Origin of the sequence: Gordonia sp. X0973, from assembly GCF_013348785.1 — a bacterium.
Classification (GTDB): domain Bacteria; phylum Actinomycetota; class Actinomycetes; order Mycobacteriales; family Mycobacteriaceae; genus Gordonia.
The window spans coordinates 3578492-3592453 of sequence record NZ_CP054691.1; the positions used below are offsets into that span (position 1 = coordinate 3578492).

The 13962-nt window shown below is 68.1% G+C and carries 14 protein-coding genes; 7 read left to right on the forward strand and 7 right to left on the reverse strand.

The window, feature by feature from the left end:
• Positions 1-29: 29 nt before the first annotated feature.
• The 4 genes from fabG to HUN08_RS17520 all read left to right on the forward strand — a co-directional run bounded on the left by fabG (position 30) and on the right by HUN08_RS17520 (position 3373).
• The gene (gene fabG / locus HUN08_RS17505) at positions 30-773 is read left to right on the forward strand and encodes a 3-oxoacyl-ACP reductase FabG (RefSeq protein WP_124247592.1); all 744 of its coding nucleotides are present in this window, start codon (positions 30-32) and stop codon (positions 771-773) included.
• Positions 773-1681: a MaoC family dehydratase N-terminal domain-containing protein gene (locus tag HUN08_RS17510; RefSeq protein WP_124247591.1), complete on the forward strand. Its 909-nt coding sequence runs from the start codon at positions 773-775 to the stop codon at positions 1679-1681. Before fabG ends, HUN08_RS17510 begins: the two co-directional genes overlap by 1 nt.
• Positions 1682-1695: 14 nt before the next feature.
• A complete protein-coding gene (locus tag HUN08_RS17515) occupies positions 1696-2151 on the forward strand; it encodes a MaoC family dehydratase (RefSeq protein WP_124247590.1) in 456 nt (151 codons plus the stop codon).
• Between the two features lie 100 nt (positions 2152-2251).
• Positions 2252-3373, forward strand: coding sequence for an NDMA-dependent alcohol dehydrogenase (locus HUN08_RS17520; protein ID WP_124247589.1), 1122 nt, complete (start codon positions 2252-2254; stop codon positions 3371-3373).
• A 77-nt stretch (positions 3374-3450) separates the two neighbouring features.
• On the opposite strand, the gene HUN08_RS17525 is transcribed toward HUN08_RS17520, so the two are convergent.
• Entirely contained in the window at positions 3451-3873 is a 423-nt protein-coding gene (locus HUN08_RS17525; RefSeq protein WP_165353426.1) for an ester cyclase, read from the reverse strand.
• A gap of 361 nt (positions 3874-4234) precedes the next feature.
• Between HUN08_RS17525 and HUN08_RS17530 the strand changes: the two genes are divergently transcribed.
• Positions 4235-4438, forward strand: a complete 204-nt coding sequence (locus tag HUN08_RS17530; protein ID WP_124247587.1) for a hypothetical protein — start codon at positions 4235-4237, stop codon at positions 4436-4438.
• Positions 4439-4601: 163 nt separating this feature from the next.
• Here HUN08_RS17530 and HUN08_RS17535 read toward each other — a convergent pair whose 3' ends face one another.
• The 6 genes from HUN08_RS17535 to HUN08_RS17560 form a co-directional block, all read right to left on the reverse strand.
• Positions 4602-6023 carry an MmgE/PrpD family protein gene (locus HUN08_RS17535; protein ID WP_124247586.1) on the reverse strand — a complete coding sequence of 474 codons (1422 nt, stop codon included), beginning with the start codon at positions 6021-6023 and terminating at the stop codon, positions 4602-4604.
• Positions 6024-6038: 15 nt separating this feature from the next.
• Entirely contained in the window at positions 6039-6734 is a 696-nt protein-coding gene (locus HUN08_RS17540; protein WP_124247585.1) for a GntR family transcriptional regulator, read from the reverse strand.
• A gap of 68 nt (positions 6735-6802) precedes the next feature.
• The gene (locus HUN08_RS17545) at positions 6803-7696 is read right to left on the reverse strand and encodes a CoA ester lyase (protein ID WP_124247584.1); all 894 of its coding nucleotides are present in this window, start codon (positions 7694-7696) and stop codon (positions 6803-6805) included.
• 26 nt (positions 7697-7722) lie between these two features.
• Positions 7723-8931 carry a CaiB/BaiF CoA-transferase family protein gene (locus HUN08_RS17550; protein ID WP_301546789.1) on the reverse strand — a complete coding sequence of 403 codons (1209 nt, stop codon included), beginning with the start codon at positions 8929-8931 and terminating at the stop codon, positions 7723-7725.
• Positions 8928-10151, reverse strand: a complete 1224-nt coding sequence (locus HUN08_RS17555) for an acetyl-CoA C-acetyltransferase (RefSeq protein WP_301546790.1) — start codon at positions 10149-10151, stop codon at positions 8928-8930. The genes HUN08_RS17550 and HUN08_RS17555 overlap by 4 nt, the downstream gene beginning before the upstream one ends.
• Before the next feature lie 11 nt (positions 10152-10162).
• Complete coding sequence (locus HUN08_RS17560) at positions 10163-11308, reverse strand: acyl-CoA dehydrogenase family protein (protein WP_124247583.1); 1146 nt, start codon at positions 11306-11308, stop codon at positions 10163-10165.
• 171 nt (positions 11309-11479) lie between these two features.
• Between HUN08_RS17560 and HUN08_RS17565 the strand changes: the two genes are divergently transcribed.
• Together HUN08_RS17565 and HUN08_RS17570 are read left to right on the forward strand one after the other, a co-directional pair.
• The gene (locus HUN08_RS17565; RefSeq protein ID WP_124247582.1) at positions 11480-12319 is read left to right on the forward strand and encodes an acyl-CoA thioesterase domain-containing protein; all 840 of its coding nucleotides are present in this window, start codon (positions 11480-11482) and stop codon (positions 12317-12319) included.
• An 84-nt stretch (positions 12320-12403) separates the two neighbouring features.
• Positions 12404-13894, forward strand: coding sequence for an aldehyde dehydrogenase (locus HUN08_RS17570; protein ID WP_301546791.1), 1491 nt, complete (start codon positions 12404-12406; stop codon positions 13892-13894).
• Positions 13895-13962: the final 68 nt, after the last annotated feature.

The following is a 13962-nucleotide window of genomic DNA, read 5'->3' on the forward strand; positions in this document are numbered from 1 at the left end:
CCCGCAACAACCCAGAACGGAATACCCACATGTCTGACGCACTCCTCTCCGGCAAGACCGCCGTCATCACCGGCGCCGCCCAGGGCATCGGCCTGGCCATCGCGAAGCGCTTCATCGCCTCCGGCGCGAACGTGGTCCTCGGCGACATGAACGCCGACGCGGTGGCCACGGCCGCCGCCGACCTCGGCGCCGACGTCGCGTCCGGCGTCGCCGCGAACGTCACCTCGGCCGACGATGTCGCGGCGCTGCTCAAGGCCGCCCAGGACCGCTTCGGTTCCGTCGACGTCATGGTCAACAACGCGGGGATCACCCGCGACGCCTCGCTGCGGAAGATGACCGAGGAGCAGTTCGACCAGGTCATCTCGGTCCACCTGAAGGGCACCTGGCTGGGCACCAAGCTGGCCGCGGAGATCATGCGCGAACAGGGCAGCGGCTCGATCATCAACATGTCGTCGATCTCGGGCAAGGTCGGCAATTTCGGCCAGAGCAACTACGCCGCCGCCAAGGCGGGCATCGTCGCCCTGAGCAAGGCCGCCGCGCGCGAGGTCGCCCCGAAGGGGGTGCGCGTCAACTCCATCCAGCCCGGCCTGATCCGCACCGCGATGACCGAGGCGATGCCCAAGGACGCCTGGGATTCCAAGATGGCCGAGATCCCGATGGGCCGCGCCGGCGAGCCAGACGAGATCGCCAAGGTCGCCCTGTTCCTCGCCAGTGACCTCTCCTCGTACATGACCGGCACGGTCCTCGAGGTCACCGGCGGGCGGTACATGTGATGGCGGCCGCCGCGTGGGAGCCGCACACGGTCACCTCCACCGAATTCCTCGACCCCGGTCCCGTGACGGCGCTGGCGACCCTGTTCGACGACGGGCTGCCCGCACCGGCGGTCGGCGACCCGTTGCCGCCGCTGTGGCATTGGGTCGCACTGCCGCGCTGGGCGCCGTCGTCGCAGCTGAGCGTTGACGGGCATCCGTTCCGCGGGTCCTTCCTCCCCCCGGTGGAACTGCCGCGCCGGATGTTCGCCGGCGGCTCGGTGACCTTCGACGGAGAGCTGCGCGTCGGTGACGAGGTCCGCCGCGAGGCCACCGTCGAGTCGGTGACCGAGAAGAACGGTCGCAGCGGACAGCTCGTCATCGTCGTGACGTCGACGACGCTGTTCGCCCCCGACGGCACGCCCGCCGTCGTCGAGAAGCAGAACATCATCTATCGCGAGGCGGCGGCCGCCGGGAGCGCCAGCGAGCGGGGCCAGTCTGGTTCCGATCCGGCGAAGCGCCCGGCGCCAGACCCGGCTGCCGCGATGACCCCGGCCGGCCCGCCGATCGTCGCCGACGGCGACGCGCAGTGGGAGTTCCGCACCGACCCGACGCTGCTCATGCGGTTCTCCGCCGCGACGGCCAATGCCCACCGCATCCACTACGACTGGCCGTACGCGACCGGCGTCGAGGGCTACCCCGGCCTCGTCGTCCACGGGCCGCTGATGACGCTGTCGCTCGCGGAGACCCACCGGTTGGCCGGCACCGGCCGCGTCGCGTCGCTCTCGCACCGGAACTCCGCACCGCTGTTCTGCGGGCAATCTGCCCGACTTGTGTCCACGCCGACCGACAACGGAACTACGGTCGAGTTACTGGGCCCCCGCGGTGCCGACGCCGCGGCGCACACCACCGTCGAACTCACGCTCGCCTGACACAAGGAGCCGCCATGTCCCGCACGTTCACTTCCCTCGACGACGTCCGCGCCGCCATCGGAGAGGAGATCGGCCCGGGCCCCTCGCTCGTGATCGACCAGGACCGAATCAACCAGTTCGCCGACGCGACCGGCGACCACCAGTGGATCCACGTCGACGTGGAGAAGGCGACGGCTGGCCCGTTCGGCGCCCCGATCGCCCACGGGTACCTGACGCTCTCGCTGATCCCGTTCCTCGGCTCGTCGCTGCTGAACCTGGACTTCGGCGCGGCCAAGATCAACTACGGCGCCAACAAGGTGCGCTTCCCGTCCCCGGTCCCGGTGGGCAGTTCCCTCTCGGCCACGGTGACCGTCACCGACGTCGCGGAGAGCCCCGCCGGCGCGGTGCTGACACTCAAGTACGTGGTGACCGCCGAGGGTGCCGCCAAGCCGGCATGCGTCGCGGAGACCCTCGTCCTCGTCGCCGGCTAGCGACCCGCGTTTTCGACGGATTCCGCCTCCCGCTCATTCGACTTCGTATAATATATTCTATAGAACTTTAGTCTCGTCGAATGGGCAACAGGAGGAAGCCGTGAAGACCAAAGCCGCCGTATTGAAGGAATCTCCCGGCCGACTCGAGATCCTCGAGCTCGACATGGACGACCTCCGCAAAGGCGAGATCCGCGTCAAGATGCGGGCCGCCGGTCTGTGCCACTCCGACGACCACTTCGTGAAGGGCGACCAGACACCCGGGGTCTTCCCCATCGTGCTCGGCCACGAGGGCGCCGGCGTCGTCGAGGCCATCGGCCCGGACACCGAGGGGTTCGAGATCGGCGATCACGTCGTCTTCTCCTTCCTGCCGGTCTGCGGCCGCTGCAAGTGGTGCTCGAAGGGGATGCAGAGCCTCTGCGACCTGGGCGCCTACCTCTCCACCGGCTCGCGGTTCGAGGACCCGGGCACCTACCGCCTTTCGCTCGACGGTCAGCCGGTCGGCGCGCTGGCCAGCCTCGGCACTTTTGCCGAGCACGTCACCGTCTCGGCCATCTCGGCGATCAAGTACGACCCGTCGATCCCGTTCGAGATCGCCTGCCTGGCCGGCTGCGGCGTGGGCACCGGGTGGGGCTCGGCGGTGAACTCGGGCGAGGTCTCACCCGGCGACGTCACGATCGTCATGGGTGTCGGCGGCATCGGGATCAACGCGGTCCAGGGCGCCGCGCATGCCGGGGCGCGCGCCGTCATCGCCGTCGACCCGGTCGAGTTCAAGCGCGACTGGGCGCTCAAGCTCGGCGCGACCCATGCGTTCGAGGACATCGACGCGGCCGCCGACTTCGCTCGGTCGATCACCAACGGACAGGGCGCCGACCAGACCATTGTGACCGTCGGCGTCACCACCGGTAAGCACGTCGGCCAGGCCCTCGAAGCCACCCGCAAGGGCGGCACGACCGTCGCCACCGGTATCGGGGCCGCGACCGTCGAGGCCGGCGACATCGACCTGCACCACCTGACCCTCATGCAGAAGCGCCTACAGGGCTCGCTGTTCGGCTCCAGCAACCCGCTCGCCGACATCCCCGCCCAGCTCGACCTCTACCAGCAGGGCTACCTACACCTGGACGAGTTGGTCACCAAGCGCTACCGCTTGGAGGAGGTCAACGAGGGGTACGCGGACATGCTCGCCGGCTCCAACCTGCGCGGGGTCATCGTCTTCGACGACTGATCCGCCCGGGAGAACGCCCCGGAGAAACGAGAAGGCCCTCACCGTCGCGGTGAGGGCCTTCTCGCGTCGCCTGGTGCCTAGCTGCCGGCGAGGCCGAGCTGGGTCAGGAAGGAGAGGTTGTCGTAGTACACGCGGTGGTCGGTGACCTTGCCGTCCGCGTCGACCAGGAAGGTGTCGATCAGGCCGAAGGTGACCGGTTTACCCGTCGGGGGCACCTCGCCCTCCGGGGTGGCCAGCGGGCCGGTGTGGGTACCGGTGAAGACCTGCTCGGCGACGACGCCGTTCTCGTCGGCCCACACCTGGCGCGGGGTCAGCTTGATGTCGGGGAAGGCGGTGTAGAAGACCTCGATGGTCGCCAGGAGTCCGTCGACGCCCTCGAAGGCCGAGCCGGGGAGTTCCACCTTCACGTCGTCGGCGAAGACGGTCCGGAAGAGGTCCTTGTCGTGGGCCTGCAGGCCGCGGTTGTGGACGTCGACGATCGGGTTGAGGCTGTCGGCCATGGTGCAACTCCTTCTCAGAAATGAATGGATGCCGTCACTATGCATGACCGTCCGCCGGTCCAGATGTCCAAATAGTTGGACAGATTTGATATCCGCTTCCACCAGGTCAAACACCGGGTCGGCAGGCCCGGAATTGTGTCCAAGAACTTGAACATTCGACCTGTTGTCCACCGGCTAATTTATGTAGCGAGGCCGGACCGCATCGCACCCCGGTTGAGTCCGGCCTCGACCCACGATTCACCGCGCCGATCGCGCGCTCCCTGGTCCAGTGCGATCGGCGCGGTGTTTCCTTGACTTACGCATTGTGGATAATATATTGTGGTCAGTATCACATTCCCGATGTGGCTGGAGAGCGATAGACATGAACGTTGTCAGCGCGATGACGCAACTGGCTGTGGCCCGGCCGAAGCCCGGCGCCGACCCCGATTCGGTATCCGCCTGGTACGAGGCGAAGGCCCGCCTCCACGAACACCTCGCCTCCATCGGCGGGCCGGACAGCGCCCGCGAGATCGCCCTGTGCGCGACCGCTCGGCGCCGCGCCCAACTCCAGCGCCGTCAGGACTGACGCGGCCGAGCGAAGGATACGACCGCTCCTTCGTCGCGGTCACTCGATCCGGCGGTGGATCCAACCCGCCGAATAAAGGTGGTCGAGTGGATCCGAGGCGCAAGCCGAGGAACCGTATCGAGACCTCGTGAGGCGATATGCCAAGCCGATAGGCGATGAACCCTCACTCAGCGTGCGTGAGCGACATCAATTCGGCAGCGGTCGTCGACGGGTCCAGCTCGCGCAGGGTCGCGAGCAGTTCGCGGGCCCGGTCCTCCCCCAGCGTGTCGACGGTCAGCTCCAGGAATTTGGCATCCTGCTCGTCCTCGGGCATCGGGTTGGTGTCGGTGCCGATGGCACCGGGCACGAAGGCGTCCTCGCTGGAGCCGTCGGCGTAGCGGACGGTGACGTCGCCGACGAAACGGCTGCCCTCCCGCTCGGCCAACTTCTCCGACGGGATGACGGTGATCTTCTGGATCAACTCGAGGACCGGCGCCATGTCGACGTCGCCGGCGAGGTAATCGCGGTGTACCCGATATCCGTTGCCCATGCCGAGCAGGGCGAACGCCGCCTGCGTCGGCAGGCTGTATTGCACGTGCTCGATGGTGCGGGGAGCGAAGGCATTCTCGTTCCGGTTGCCCACCACCACGTCGAACGCCGGGTGGATCCGCAGCTCGACGGCCTCGACCTCGCCCGGGTGGTCCCGCAGCGGCCGCAGGGCGTCGATATACGCGTGTGTGCAGTAGCAGGCGCAGTAGACCTTCAACCAGTTGTCGGCGATCTCGAAGCGACGGTCGGTGCCGAACCGCTGCGGGCCGTCCGACGCGGGGGCGATGCCGCAGAAGACCCGGAAGAACCCCTTGTTGCCCGAGAGGAAGGCCCGGGGCCCGGTGATCCCGGCGGCGGCCATGTCGGCCGCCGACATCCCGCCGCGGGTGCCGATCCCGGCATGCGAGCGTTTGATCGAACCGCCGGTGGAGCTGTACTCGGTCGTGCCCGACGCGTAGCTCAGGGCGATCGCCAGCGCCTGCAATGTCGTCTCCGCGTCGAACCCGCGCAGCTTCGCGGACACGGCCGCCGCACCGAACACCGAGAGCACGCCGTGCGGTTGATAGCCCCGCCCGAGTAGCTCCGGCGAGGCCAGGATGCCGATCCGGGCGTATACCTCGTATCCGGCCACCATCGCGGTGATGACCTCCTCGAGCGTGGACCCGAGTTCCTCCCCGATCGCCAACGCGGCCGGGATGACACAGCTGCCCGGGTGGCTCTCGCTGGGGCCGTGCGCGTCGTCGTACTCGAACCCGTGGCCGTAGGAACCGTTGACGAAGGCCGCGTCGATGGCGCTCATCCGCTCCGTCGACGCCGCCACACTGCTGACGCCCGGCCGTTTCTGTCCCTCGATGTAGGCGAGGATCTGCTTCGACCACGGCATATGCGAGATGCCGATCTGCAGCGAGAGTTGATCGCGCATAAGCCGGCCGACGCCGGTGAGCGTCGCCTCGTCGAGGTCGGCAAAGGTCAGATTCTGGACGAAGGAGACGACGGCCTGCTCGAGCGGCGGGCAGTCGTCGACGACGCCATCGGGGTGGCGTTGCGGATCGGACATGGTGACTCCGTGTGTTTAAGCGCTCCCCGCCCAGAGTCCCTGTTTGGCGAGCATGGCGATGAGGTCGTCAGCGCCGGACATGATGTGTGCCCGCATCAGTTCGCCGGCCAGGTCGCCGTCACCGGCTTCCAGGGCCGCGATGATCCGCGGATGGGCTTCCATCGTGTCGTCGTTGTGTCCCTCGATGTCGTTGTAGAAACGGTTCGGCAGCTGCTTGACGATGCCGCGCAGCATCATGGCGAGCCGCCGCGAGTCCGCGGCGATGTTGACCGAGCGGTGGAATTCGTGGCCGCATTCGACGGTGCCGTCGTCGTCACCCTCGGCGAGCGCCTTCTGGTGACGCGCCAGGACGTCGCGCAGATGCTCGACCTCGGCCGTGCTGATCTTGTCGGCCGCCCGCTTGGCCAACTCGGCCGCGAAGGCCGCCTGGGCCCAGAACAGGTCCCGCACGTCCTGCGGGCTGAAGGCGCTGACGACGAAACCGCGCCGCGGCACGAGTTCGACGAAGCCCTCGCCGGCGAGGATCAGCAAACCCTCGCGGACGGGGGTGTTGCTCACGCCGACGGCGGCGGCGATGGGTTCGGTGCGCAGGAAGTCGCCGGGCAGCACGCTGCCGGAGATGATGAGTTCGCGGACATACGCGGCCACGTCCTCGGACAACTGCTGGCGGGCTCCGGTCGGCCGTGCCGCCACCCCGTTCAACTCCGTCATCGCGCCTACCCTTTCCCCGCTGGACTATCGAATTTTATCCATTATGCCGAGGTTGTTGGATGCAATTGTCACGCCACACCGGCAATGGCGTCGGCCAGGGCGATCACCTCTTCCGCGGTCTTCACGTGCGCGATGTCGACGTGCTGGCCTTCGAAGTCCACCGCCGAGCTGCCCGCGGCCTCGGCCTCGCGGTAGGCGGCGATGAGCCGACGCGCCGTGGCCACCTCGTCCTCGGTCGGTCCGTAGACCTCGTTCGCCACCGTGACGTGCGACGGGTGGATGGCCACCAGTCCGCGGTAGCCGAGGCGACGGGTGTCCTCGCAGAAGGTGCGCAGACCGTCGAGGTTGCGGATGTCCTGCCACACGCCGACGACGGGATGGTTCCGGCCGTTCTGCCTGGCAGCGAGATTGATGCGGCTCAGGATGTACAGCGTCTCGCGGCCCTCGGGGGTGAACTCGACGCCCAGCGACCGGCCGGCGTCGGCGTTGGGGCCGGTCGCGCCGAGCGCGGAGACGATGCGGTCGCTGGCGGCGATGACCGCCTCGCAGGTTCCCATCGCCTCGGCCGTCTCGAAGCAGGCGAGCAGCTTCACCTGCCCCTCGGGCAGGCCGCGCAGCTTCTCGACATGGCTCAGCACCGCGTCGAGCCGCACGATGTCGCGCTCGTTGTAGATCTTCGCCAGGAACAGGCCGGTGAGCCCCGGCCGGACGACGGCCTCCAGGTCTCCGGCCATCAGACCCGTCTCCTCCGGGTTGACGCGGACCCACAGATCCGGGCGCACCCCCTCGGCGGTGAGGCGGTCGATCGTCGCGGCGACGACGTCGCGGGCGGCGACCTTCTCGACGGGGGGCACCGAGTCCTCGAGGTCGAGGATCAGCGCGTCGGTCCCGGAGGCGATGCCCTTGTCGGCCCACGAGGATTTGTGGCCGGGGACGAAGAGCATCGAGCGGTATGGCTTCATTGGGGTTCTCCTAGTGGTTGGTGCGATCAAGCGGATTCGGTTGTCGCCGAGGCTTTCCCGGGGTCGACGAAGATGACTCCGGCGGCGACGAGTTCGTCGACCCGTTCGGCGGGCAGCGCCTCGGTGGCGACGGCGAGGCTGTCCTCGCCGACCCGGGGCGTGTGCTGGCTGCGGTGCGGCCGCTCGCCGTCGAAGCGCCACGGCGGACGGATCAGTTGCAGCCCGTCGCGTTCGGGCTCCAGCAGTTTCAGATGGTCGACCTGTTCGTTCTCGACGAAGTCCGACATGGTCAACACGGGGGCGAACGGCACGTCCTCCTCGGTCAGCACCCGCGCCCAGTGGTCCATCGGCTTCTCGCGGAAGACCTTGGCCACCTCGTCAGCGAACTCGTCGTAGTTCGCCTCCCGGTGCCGATACGGGGTGAACCGCTCGTCGACGGCGAGGTCGGGCCGGCCCATCGCGCGGCACAGTGCCTCGAAGAACTTCTGCGACGAGGAGAGGTGGATCGCGAGGAATTCGCCGCTCGACGTCTCGACGCAGAAGTTCTGCGCCTGCGGGTGCCGGCTGGTGCGGTGCGGGTTGACCCCGGTGTCGAAGTACTGCGTGATGCTGTCGGTGGTCAGGGTGGTGACCGCCTCCAGGATCGACGTCTGCATGTTCTGGCCCCGGCCGGTCTTCATGCGCCCGACGAGTGCCGCGAGTACGCCGCAGGCCGTGGACAGGCCGGTCACCTGGTCGGCGGAGAGCCCGCCGGCCAGCGTCGGGTGGCCCTCGTCGCCGAACTGGGAGTACAGGCCGCCGTAGGCGTGGCCGATGGTGTCGTAGGCGGGCCGGTTGGCCAGCGGGCCGGTGTCGCCGAAACCGTTGACCTGGCCGAAGACGATGTCGGGGGCGATCTCGCGGATATCCGCCTCGCTCAACCCCATCGCGTCGAGCTTGCCCGGCCGCAGATTCTCCAGCACCACGTCGTAGTGCGGGATCAGCGCCTTGAGCAGCTCGATGGATTCCGGGCGCTTGAGGTCGAGGGAGAGGCTGCGCTTCCCGGCGTTGAACTGCCGGAAGTAGAAGCCCTCCTCGTTGTCGTGGCGGCGGAAGTCGTCGCCGCTGATCGGCTTCTCGACTTTCACCACCTCGGCGCCCAACGAGCACAGCAACGACGTGGCGAACGGCAGCGAGATGTAGCCACCGATCTCCAGGATGCGGATTCCCGCCAACGGCTCGTGGGTCACGGTCACACGCCCTCGAACGTGGCGGCCAGCCCCTGACCGCCGCCGATGCACATCGTCGCCAGCCCGGTGCCGCCGCCGCGGCGGCGCAGTTCGTGCATCAGCGTGGTGACCATCCGCACGCCGGTGGCGCCGATCGGGTGGCCGAGCGAGATGCCCGAACCGTTCACGTTGAGCCGGTCTTGCCGATCCCAGCCCCACCCCTTGAGCACGGCGAGGACCTGCACGGCGAAGGCCTCGTTGAGTTCGACGAGGTCGGTCCCGTCGAGCAGATCGGTGACCGTGGTTCCGGCCCGCTCGGCGAGCTTCGTGACCGCGGGCACCGGACCGATTCCCATGCGCGCCGGGTCGCAGCCGGCCGCGGCCCATCCGGTCAGGAAGCCGATCGGCTCGAGTCCGAGTTCGTCGAGCTTGTCCTCGGCGACGACGAGCAGACCGGCGGCCGCATCGTTCTGCTGGCTAGCGTTGCCCGCGGTGACGGTGCCGTCCTTCATCAGGGTGCGCAGTCTGCCGAGAGATTCGGGGGTCGAATCGGGGCGGACCCCCTCGTCGCGCGCGAACACCACCGGATCGCCCTTGCGCTTGGGCACGGTGACCGGGACGACCTCGGCGTCGAATTTGCCCTGCGCCCATGCCGCCGCGGCCCGCTCGTGGCTGCGCGCCGCGTAGGCGTCGGCGGCCTCGCGGGTGATGCCGTAGTCGCGGGCGAGGTTCTCCGCGGTCTCGATCATCCCGGAGATCTTCCCGAACCGCTCCTCCGGCTGGGAGCGCTCCCGACCGCGATCGAGGCGGTCGTAGAGCACCGTGTTGCCCGACCGGGCACCCCAGCGCTGCGTCGTCGAGTAGTACTCGATGCGGCTCATCGATTCGACGCCGCCGGCCATCACGCAATCGGCCGCGCCGGTCTGCACCATCATCGCGGCGGTGACGATCGCCTGCAGCCCGCCGCCGCACCGGCGGTCGAGTTGCATGCCGGGGACCTCGATCGGCAGTCCGGCGTTCAAGGCCAGCCAGCGGCCGACGCACGGCACCTCGGAGTTGGCGTAGGACTGGGCGAACACCACGTCGTCGATGCGATCCGGCTCGACACCGGAACGCTCGACGACGGCCCGCACGATCGTCGCGCCCAAATCCTCGACGGGGAGATCTTTCAGTGCCCCGCCGAAGGTGCCGACCGGGGTGCGCAGTGGCGCGACGAGGGCTGCGCGGCGCAGAGTTTGCGATGTCATCTGAGCGTGTCCTAGATCTTGTTCCGGGCGATGAGCTGCGCGGCGATCACGTTGCGCTGGATCTCGTTGGTCCCCTCGCCGACGATCATCAGCGGGGCGTCGCGGAAGTAGCGCTCGACGTCGTACTCCTTCGAGTACCCGTACCCGCCGTGGACGCGGATGGCGTCCAGCGCGATCTCCATCGCCGTCTCCGACGCGAAGAGTTTCGCCATCCCGGCCTCCATGTCGGCGCGCTCACCGCGGTCGAGTTTGTCCGCCGCGTCGACGGTGAGCAGGCGCGCGGCCTGCTGCTTGGTCGCCATGTCGGCGAGCATGTTGCCGACCGACTGGTGCTTCCAGATGGGCTTGCCGAAGGACTCGCGCTCCTGCGCGTACTTCGTGGCGGCCTCCAGGGCGGCCTGACCGACGCCGAGGGCGCGCGAGGCGACCTGGATGCGCCCGACCTCGAGTCCGCGCATCATGTGGCCCCAGCCCTGGTTAGGCTCGCCGCCGAGGACGGCGTCGGCCGGCACCGCCATGTTGTCGAAGACGAGCTCGCAGGCCTCGACGCCGCGGTAGCCGAGCTTCGGGAGCTTCTTGGAGAGGGTGAAGCCCTCTCCCGGTTCCACGAGGATGACGCTCATCCCCTTGTGTGCGGGCTTCGCGTCGCGGTCGGTGAGGCAGAGTAGACCGAACAGACCGGAGTGGGCGGCATTGGAGATCCAGGTCTTCGAGCCGTTGATGGTGTAGCCGTCGCCAGGTGCCGCGTAGGTCCGCATGGCCTGCAGGTCGCTGCCGCCGCCGGGCTCGGTGAGCGCCATCGTCGCCCGGATCTTGCCCTCGGCCATCTGCGGCAGGTACTTGTCCTTCTGCTCCTGGGTGCCGAAGGTCTTGATCAGGTAGGTGATGACCGAGTGCCCGCCGATGGCGCCGGCCAGGCTCATCCAGCCGCGGGCCAGCTCCTCGCAGACGCGGGCGAAACAGGCCATGGAGACGTCGATGCCGCCGTATTCGGCCGGGGCCAGCAGGCCGAAGAAGCCCAGCTCCTTCATCTCCTCGATGAAGGCCTCCGGGTAGACGTCGGGCTCGTCGAACTCCCGCACGTGGCCGACGACCCGCCGGTCGATGAAGTCGCGAACCAGGGCGACCATATCCTCTTCGTCTTTGGTCAGCGCCATGCGCCACCGCTCCCTTCACACGTCGTCGTTCGAGGTGGCCGAGACATTCGGCTCAGTTGATTATATATAATACACAAGTGTGCGTGTCCCTCCTCACTTTGGTGGTAATCAAGTGACACAGCATCCATCGTCTCGCGATCGCGACGACGCCGCGCCATCGAGGGAAGTCCCGTGATCCGATCCGCCTGCTTCCGCCGCGACTCCGACGGCGCCCTGGTCCCCACCCCGCGCGCGGGCAGCGGCTGGGGCTCCGACCACATGCGCGGACTCGCGATCGGCGGCGCACTCGCCCGCGCGTCCGAGCGGGCCGTCGCCGAGCTGGGCCGAGACGACCTGCGCCCGGCCCGCTGGACCCTCGATCTGTTCCGTGCCGTCCACATGAAGCCGATCACCGCGTCGGCGACCGTGATCCGCTCGTCGCGCCGGCTCTGCCTGGTCGAGGCGGAGCTCCACCAGGAGGGCCAGATCCGCGCCCGGGCCAGTGCGCTGTTCCTGCGGCCCGACCCCGACGCGGAGCCGACCGGCATCCTGCCGCCCTTCGTCGATCACGCCGCACCGGACTCCGACGGCGCCGACTATTCCGGCGACGTCGAACGGCTGTATCGCGTACCGGACGGCCCCTGGGTTGCGGGCCGCCCGCCCGCGTCGCACGAGCCGCTGCATCTGTGGCATTTCTCGATTCCCGTCGTCGAGGGCGAGACGGTGACCCCCTTCCAGAACGTGGCGGCGATCGCCGACGTCGCGAATGCCGTCACCAACGCGGGGCCGGAGGGGTTGGCCTTCATCAACGCCGACGTCTCCCTGGTGCTCGGACGGCAGGTCGTCGGGCCGTCGGTCGGCCTCGCCTCGTCCGGCCGCGTCGAATCGGACGGGATCTGCGCCGGTTCGACGATCGTCTTCGACCGCCTCGGCGCCTGCGGGACCGCGACGACGACGGCGCTGAGCCAACCGCCGATCGAGCTGCGCGGATCACCGATGTCATGGCGCGGCGATCGCGACCAACCCGAGTAACGCATTTTATATTATCCGCTACACTGTGACTCAGCTCATAGGCCGCACGGAACACCGCGCTCGGCCGTCAGCTCGATTCGAGACGTGAACGACGAAGGAGTCACCGTGGTCTGGCAAGGCAAGTACGACAAGTTCTACATCGGGGGCGAGTGGGTCGACCCGGCATCAAACGCTACTTTCGACGTAATCTCCCCAGCCTCCGAGGAAGTGATCGCCACGGTTCCCCAGGGCGTCGCCGCGGACATGGATCGCGCGGTCGGTGCCGCGCGTGCCGCCTTCGACAGCGGCCCCTGGCCACGCATGTCGCTCGAAGAGCGGTCCGCGATCATGCGCAGGTTCAGCGAACTCCTCGGCGAACGGCAAAGCGACGTCGCCGAACTGGTCACCGCGGAGATGGGGTGTCCAATCACCCTGTCCAACGGAATGCAAGCAATCGGCACAAAGCTGGTCCTAGACGCGTTCATCGACAATGCCCCACTGGTCAACTGGCAGTCGACCCGCGAGGCCCTCAACGGCAAAGCGCTCGTCACAAAGGTGCCCATCGGCGTCGTCGGGGCGATCGTGCCGTGGAACGCCCCCCTGCTCACCAGCATGCTCAAGCTCGCACCGTCGCTCCTGGCAGGTTGCAGCTTCATCCTCAAGCCAGCGCCCAACACCCCGCTCTCGGCATATCTGATGACCGAGCTTCTCGAGCAAGCCGGCGTTCCCGACGGGGTCGTCAACGTCGTCGCCGCCGACCGTGACGCCGGCGAGCACCTGGTCCGCCACCCCGGCGTCGACAAGATCTCGTTCACCGGCTCGACCGCGGCTGGCCGTCGGATCGGCGAGATCTGCGCCCAAGACTTCAAGCGGTTGACCCTCGAACTCGGCGGAAAGTCGGCGGCGGTCGTACTCGACGACGCCGATCTCGACGTCGTGCTCCCCGCGATCCGGGCCGTGTCCTTCCGCAACACCGGGCAGGTCTGCAGCAACAAGACCCGGATCGTCGTCGCAAAGTCCCGTCGCGACGAGCTCTGCGACCGACTGGTGTCCCTAGTGGAATCGATGCCGCTGGGCGATCCGTTCGACCCGGCAACCGAACTCGGCCCGCTGGTGAGCGCGACGCAGCGCGCGCGTGTGGAGGGATATATCGAGGCCGGGAAATCCGAGGACGCGAAGCTGCTGATCGGCGGCGGCCGACCGGCCGCACAGGGCAAGGGGTTCTACGTCGAGCCGACGTTGTTCGCCAACGTCGATCCGAACGCCAAGATCGCACAGGAGGAGATCTTCGGCCCCGTGCTTGCCATCATGACGGCGGCCGACGACGACGAGGCCATCGCGATTGCGAACAACTCGAAGTACGGGTTGAACGGCTCGGTCTTCAGCGTCGACGAGGATCGTGCGCTGGGCGTGGCCCGGCGGATCCTCACCGGAACCGTCGAGGTCAACGGCGCCGGCTCGGGATTCTCCGCTCCGGTCGGCGGGTTCAAGCAGAGCGGACTCGGCCGCGAGTGCGGCATCGAAGGCTTCGACGCCTACACCGAGATCAAGTCGTACGGAATCTCCGAGGACATGTACGACAAGCTCTCCGGCTAGCCCGGCACCCGTCCTCGCGGGAGGGCGAAAGTGTCGAAAATCCTGGACACTCCGCCCTCGGGCCGCCC

What these genes read in the sequence shown, in the direction of transcription:
- fabG (WP_124247592.1), top strand. Translation starts at nt 30, where the DNA reads ATGTCTGACGCACTCCTCTCCGGCAAGACCGCCGTCATCACCGGCGCC.
- HUN08_RS17510 (WP_124247591.1), top strand. Translation starts at nt 773, where the DNA reads ATGGCGGCCGCCGCGTGGGAGCCGCACACGGTCACCTCCACCGAATTC.
- HUN08_RS17515 (WP_124247590.1), top strand. Translation starts at nt 1,696, where the DNA reads ATGTCCCGCACGTTCACTTCCCTCGACGACGTCCGCGCCGCCATCGGA.
- HUN08_RS17525 (WP_165353426.1), bottom strand. Translation starts at nt 3,873, where the DNA reads ATGGCCGACAGCCTCAACCCGATCGTCGACGTCCACAACCGCGGCCTG.
- HUN08_RS17530 (WP_124247587.1), top strand. Translation starts at nt 4,235, where the DNA reads ATGAACGTTGTCAGCGCGATGACGCAACTGGCTGTGGCCCGGCCGAAG.
- HUN08_RS17535 (WP_124247586.1), bottom strand. Translation starts at nt 6,023, where the DNA reads ATGTCCGATCCGCAACGCCACCCCGATGGCGTCGTCGACGACTGCCCG.
- HUN08_RS17540 (WP_124247585.1), bottom strand. Translation starts at nt 6,734, where the DNA reads ATGACGGAGTTGAACGGGGTGGCGGCACGGCCGACCGGAGCCCGCCAG.
- HUN08_RS17545 (WP_124247584.1), bottom strand. Translation starts at nt 7,696, where the DNA reads ATGAAGCCATACCGCTCGATGCTCTTCGTCCCCGGCCACAAATCCTCG.
- HUN08_RS17555 (WP_301546790.1), bottom strand. Translation starts at nt 10,151, where the DNA reads ATGACATCGCAAACTCTGCGCCGCGCAGCCCTCGTCGCGCCACTGCGC.
- HUN08_RS17560 (WP_124247583.1), bottom strand. Translation starts at nt 11,308, where the DNA reads ATGGCGCTGACCAAAGACGAAGAGGATATGGTCGCCCTGGTTCGCGAC.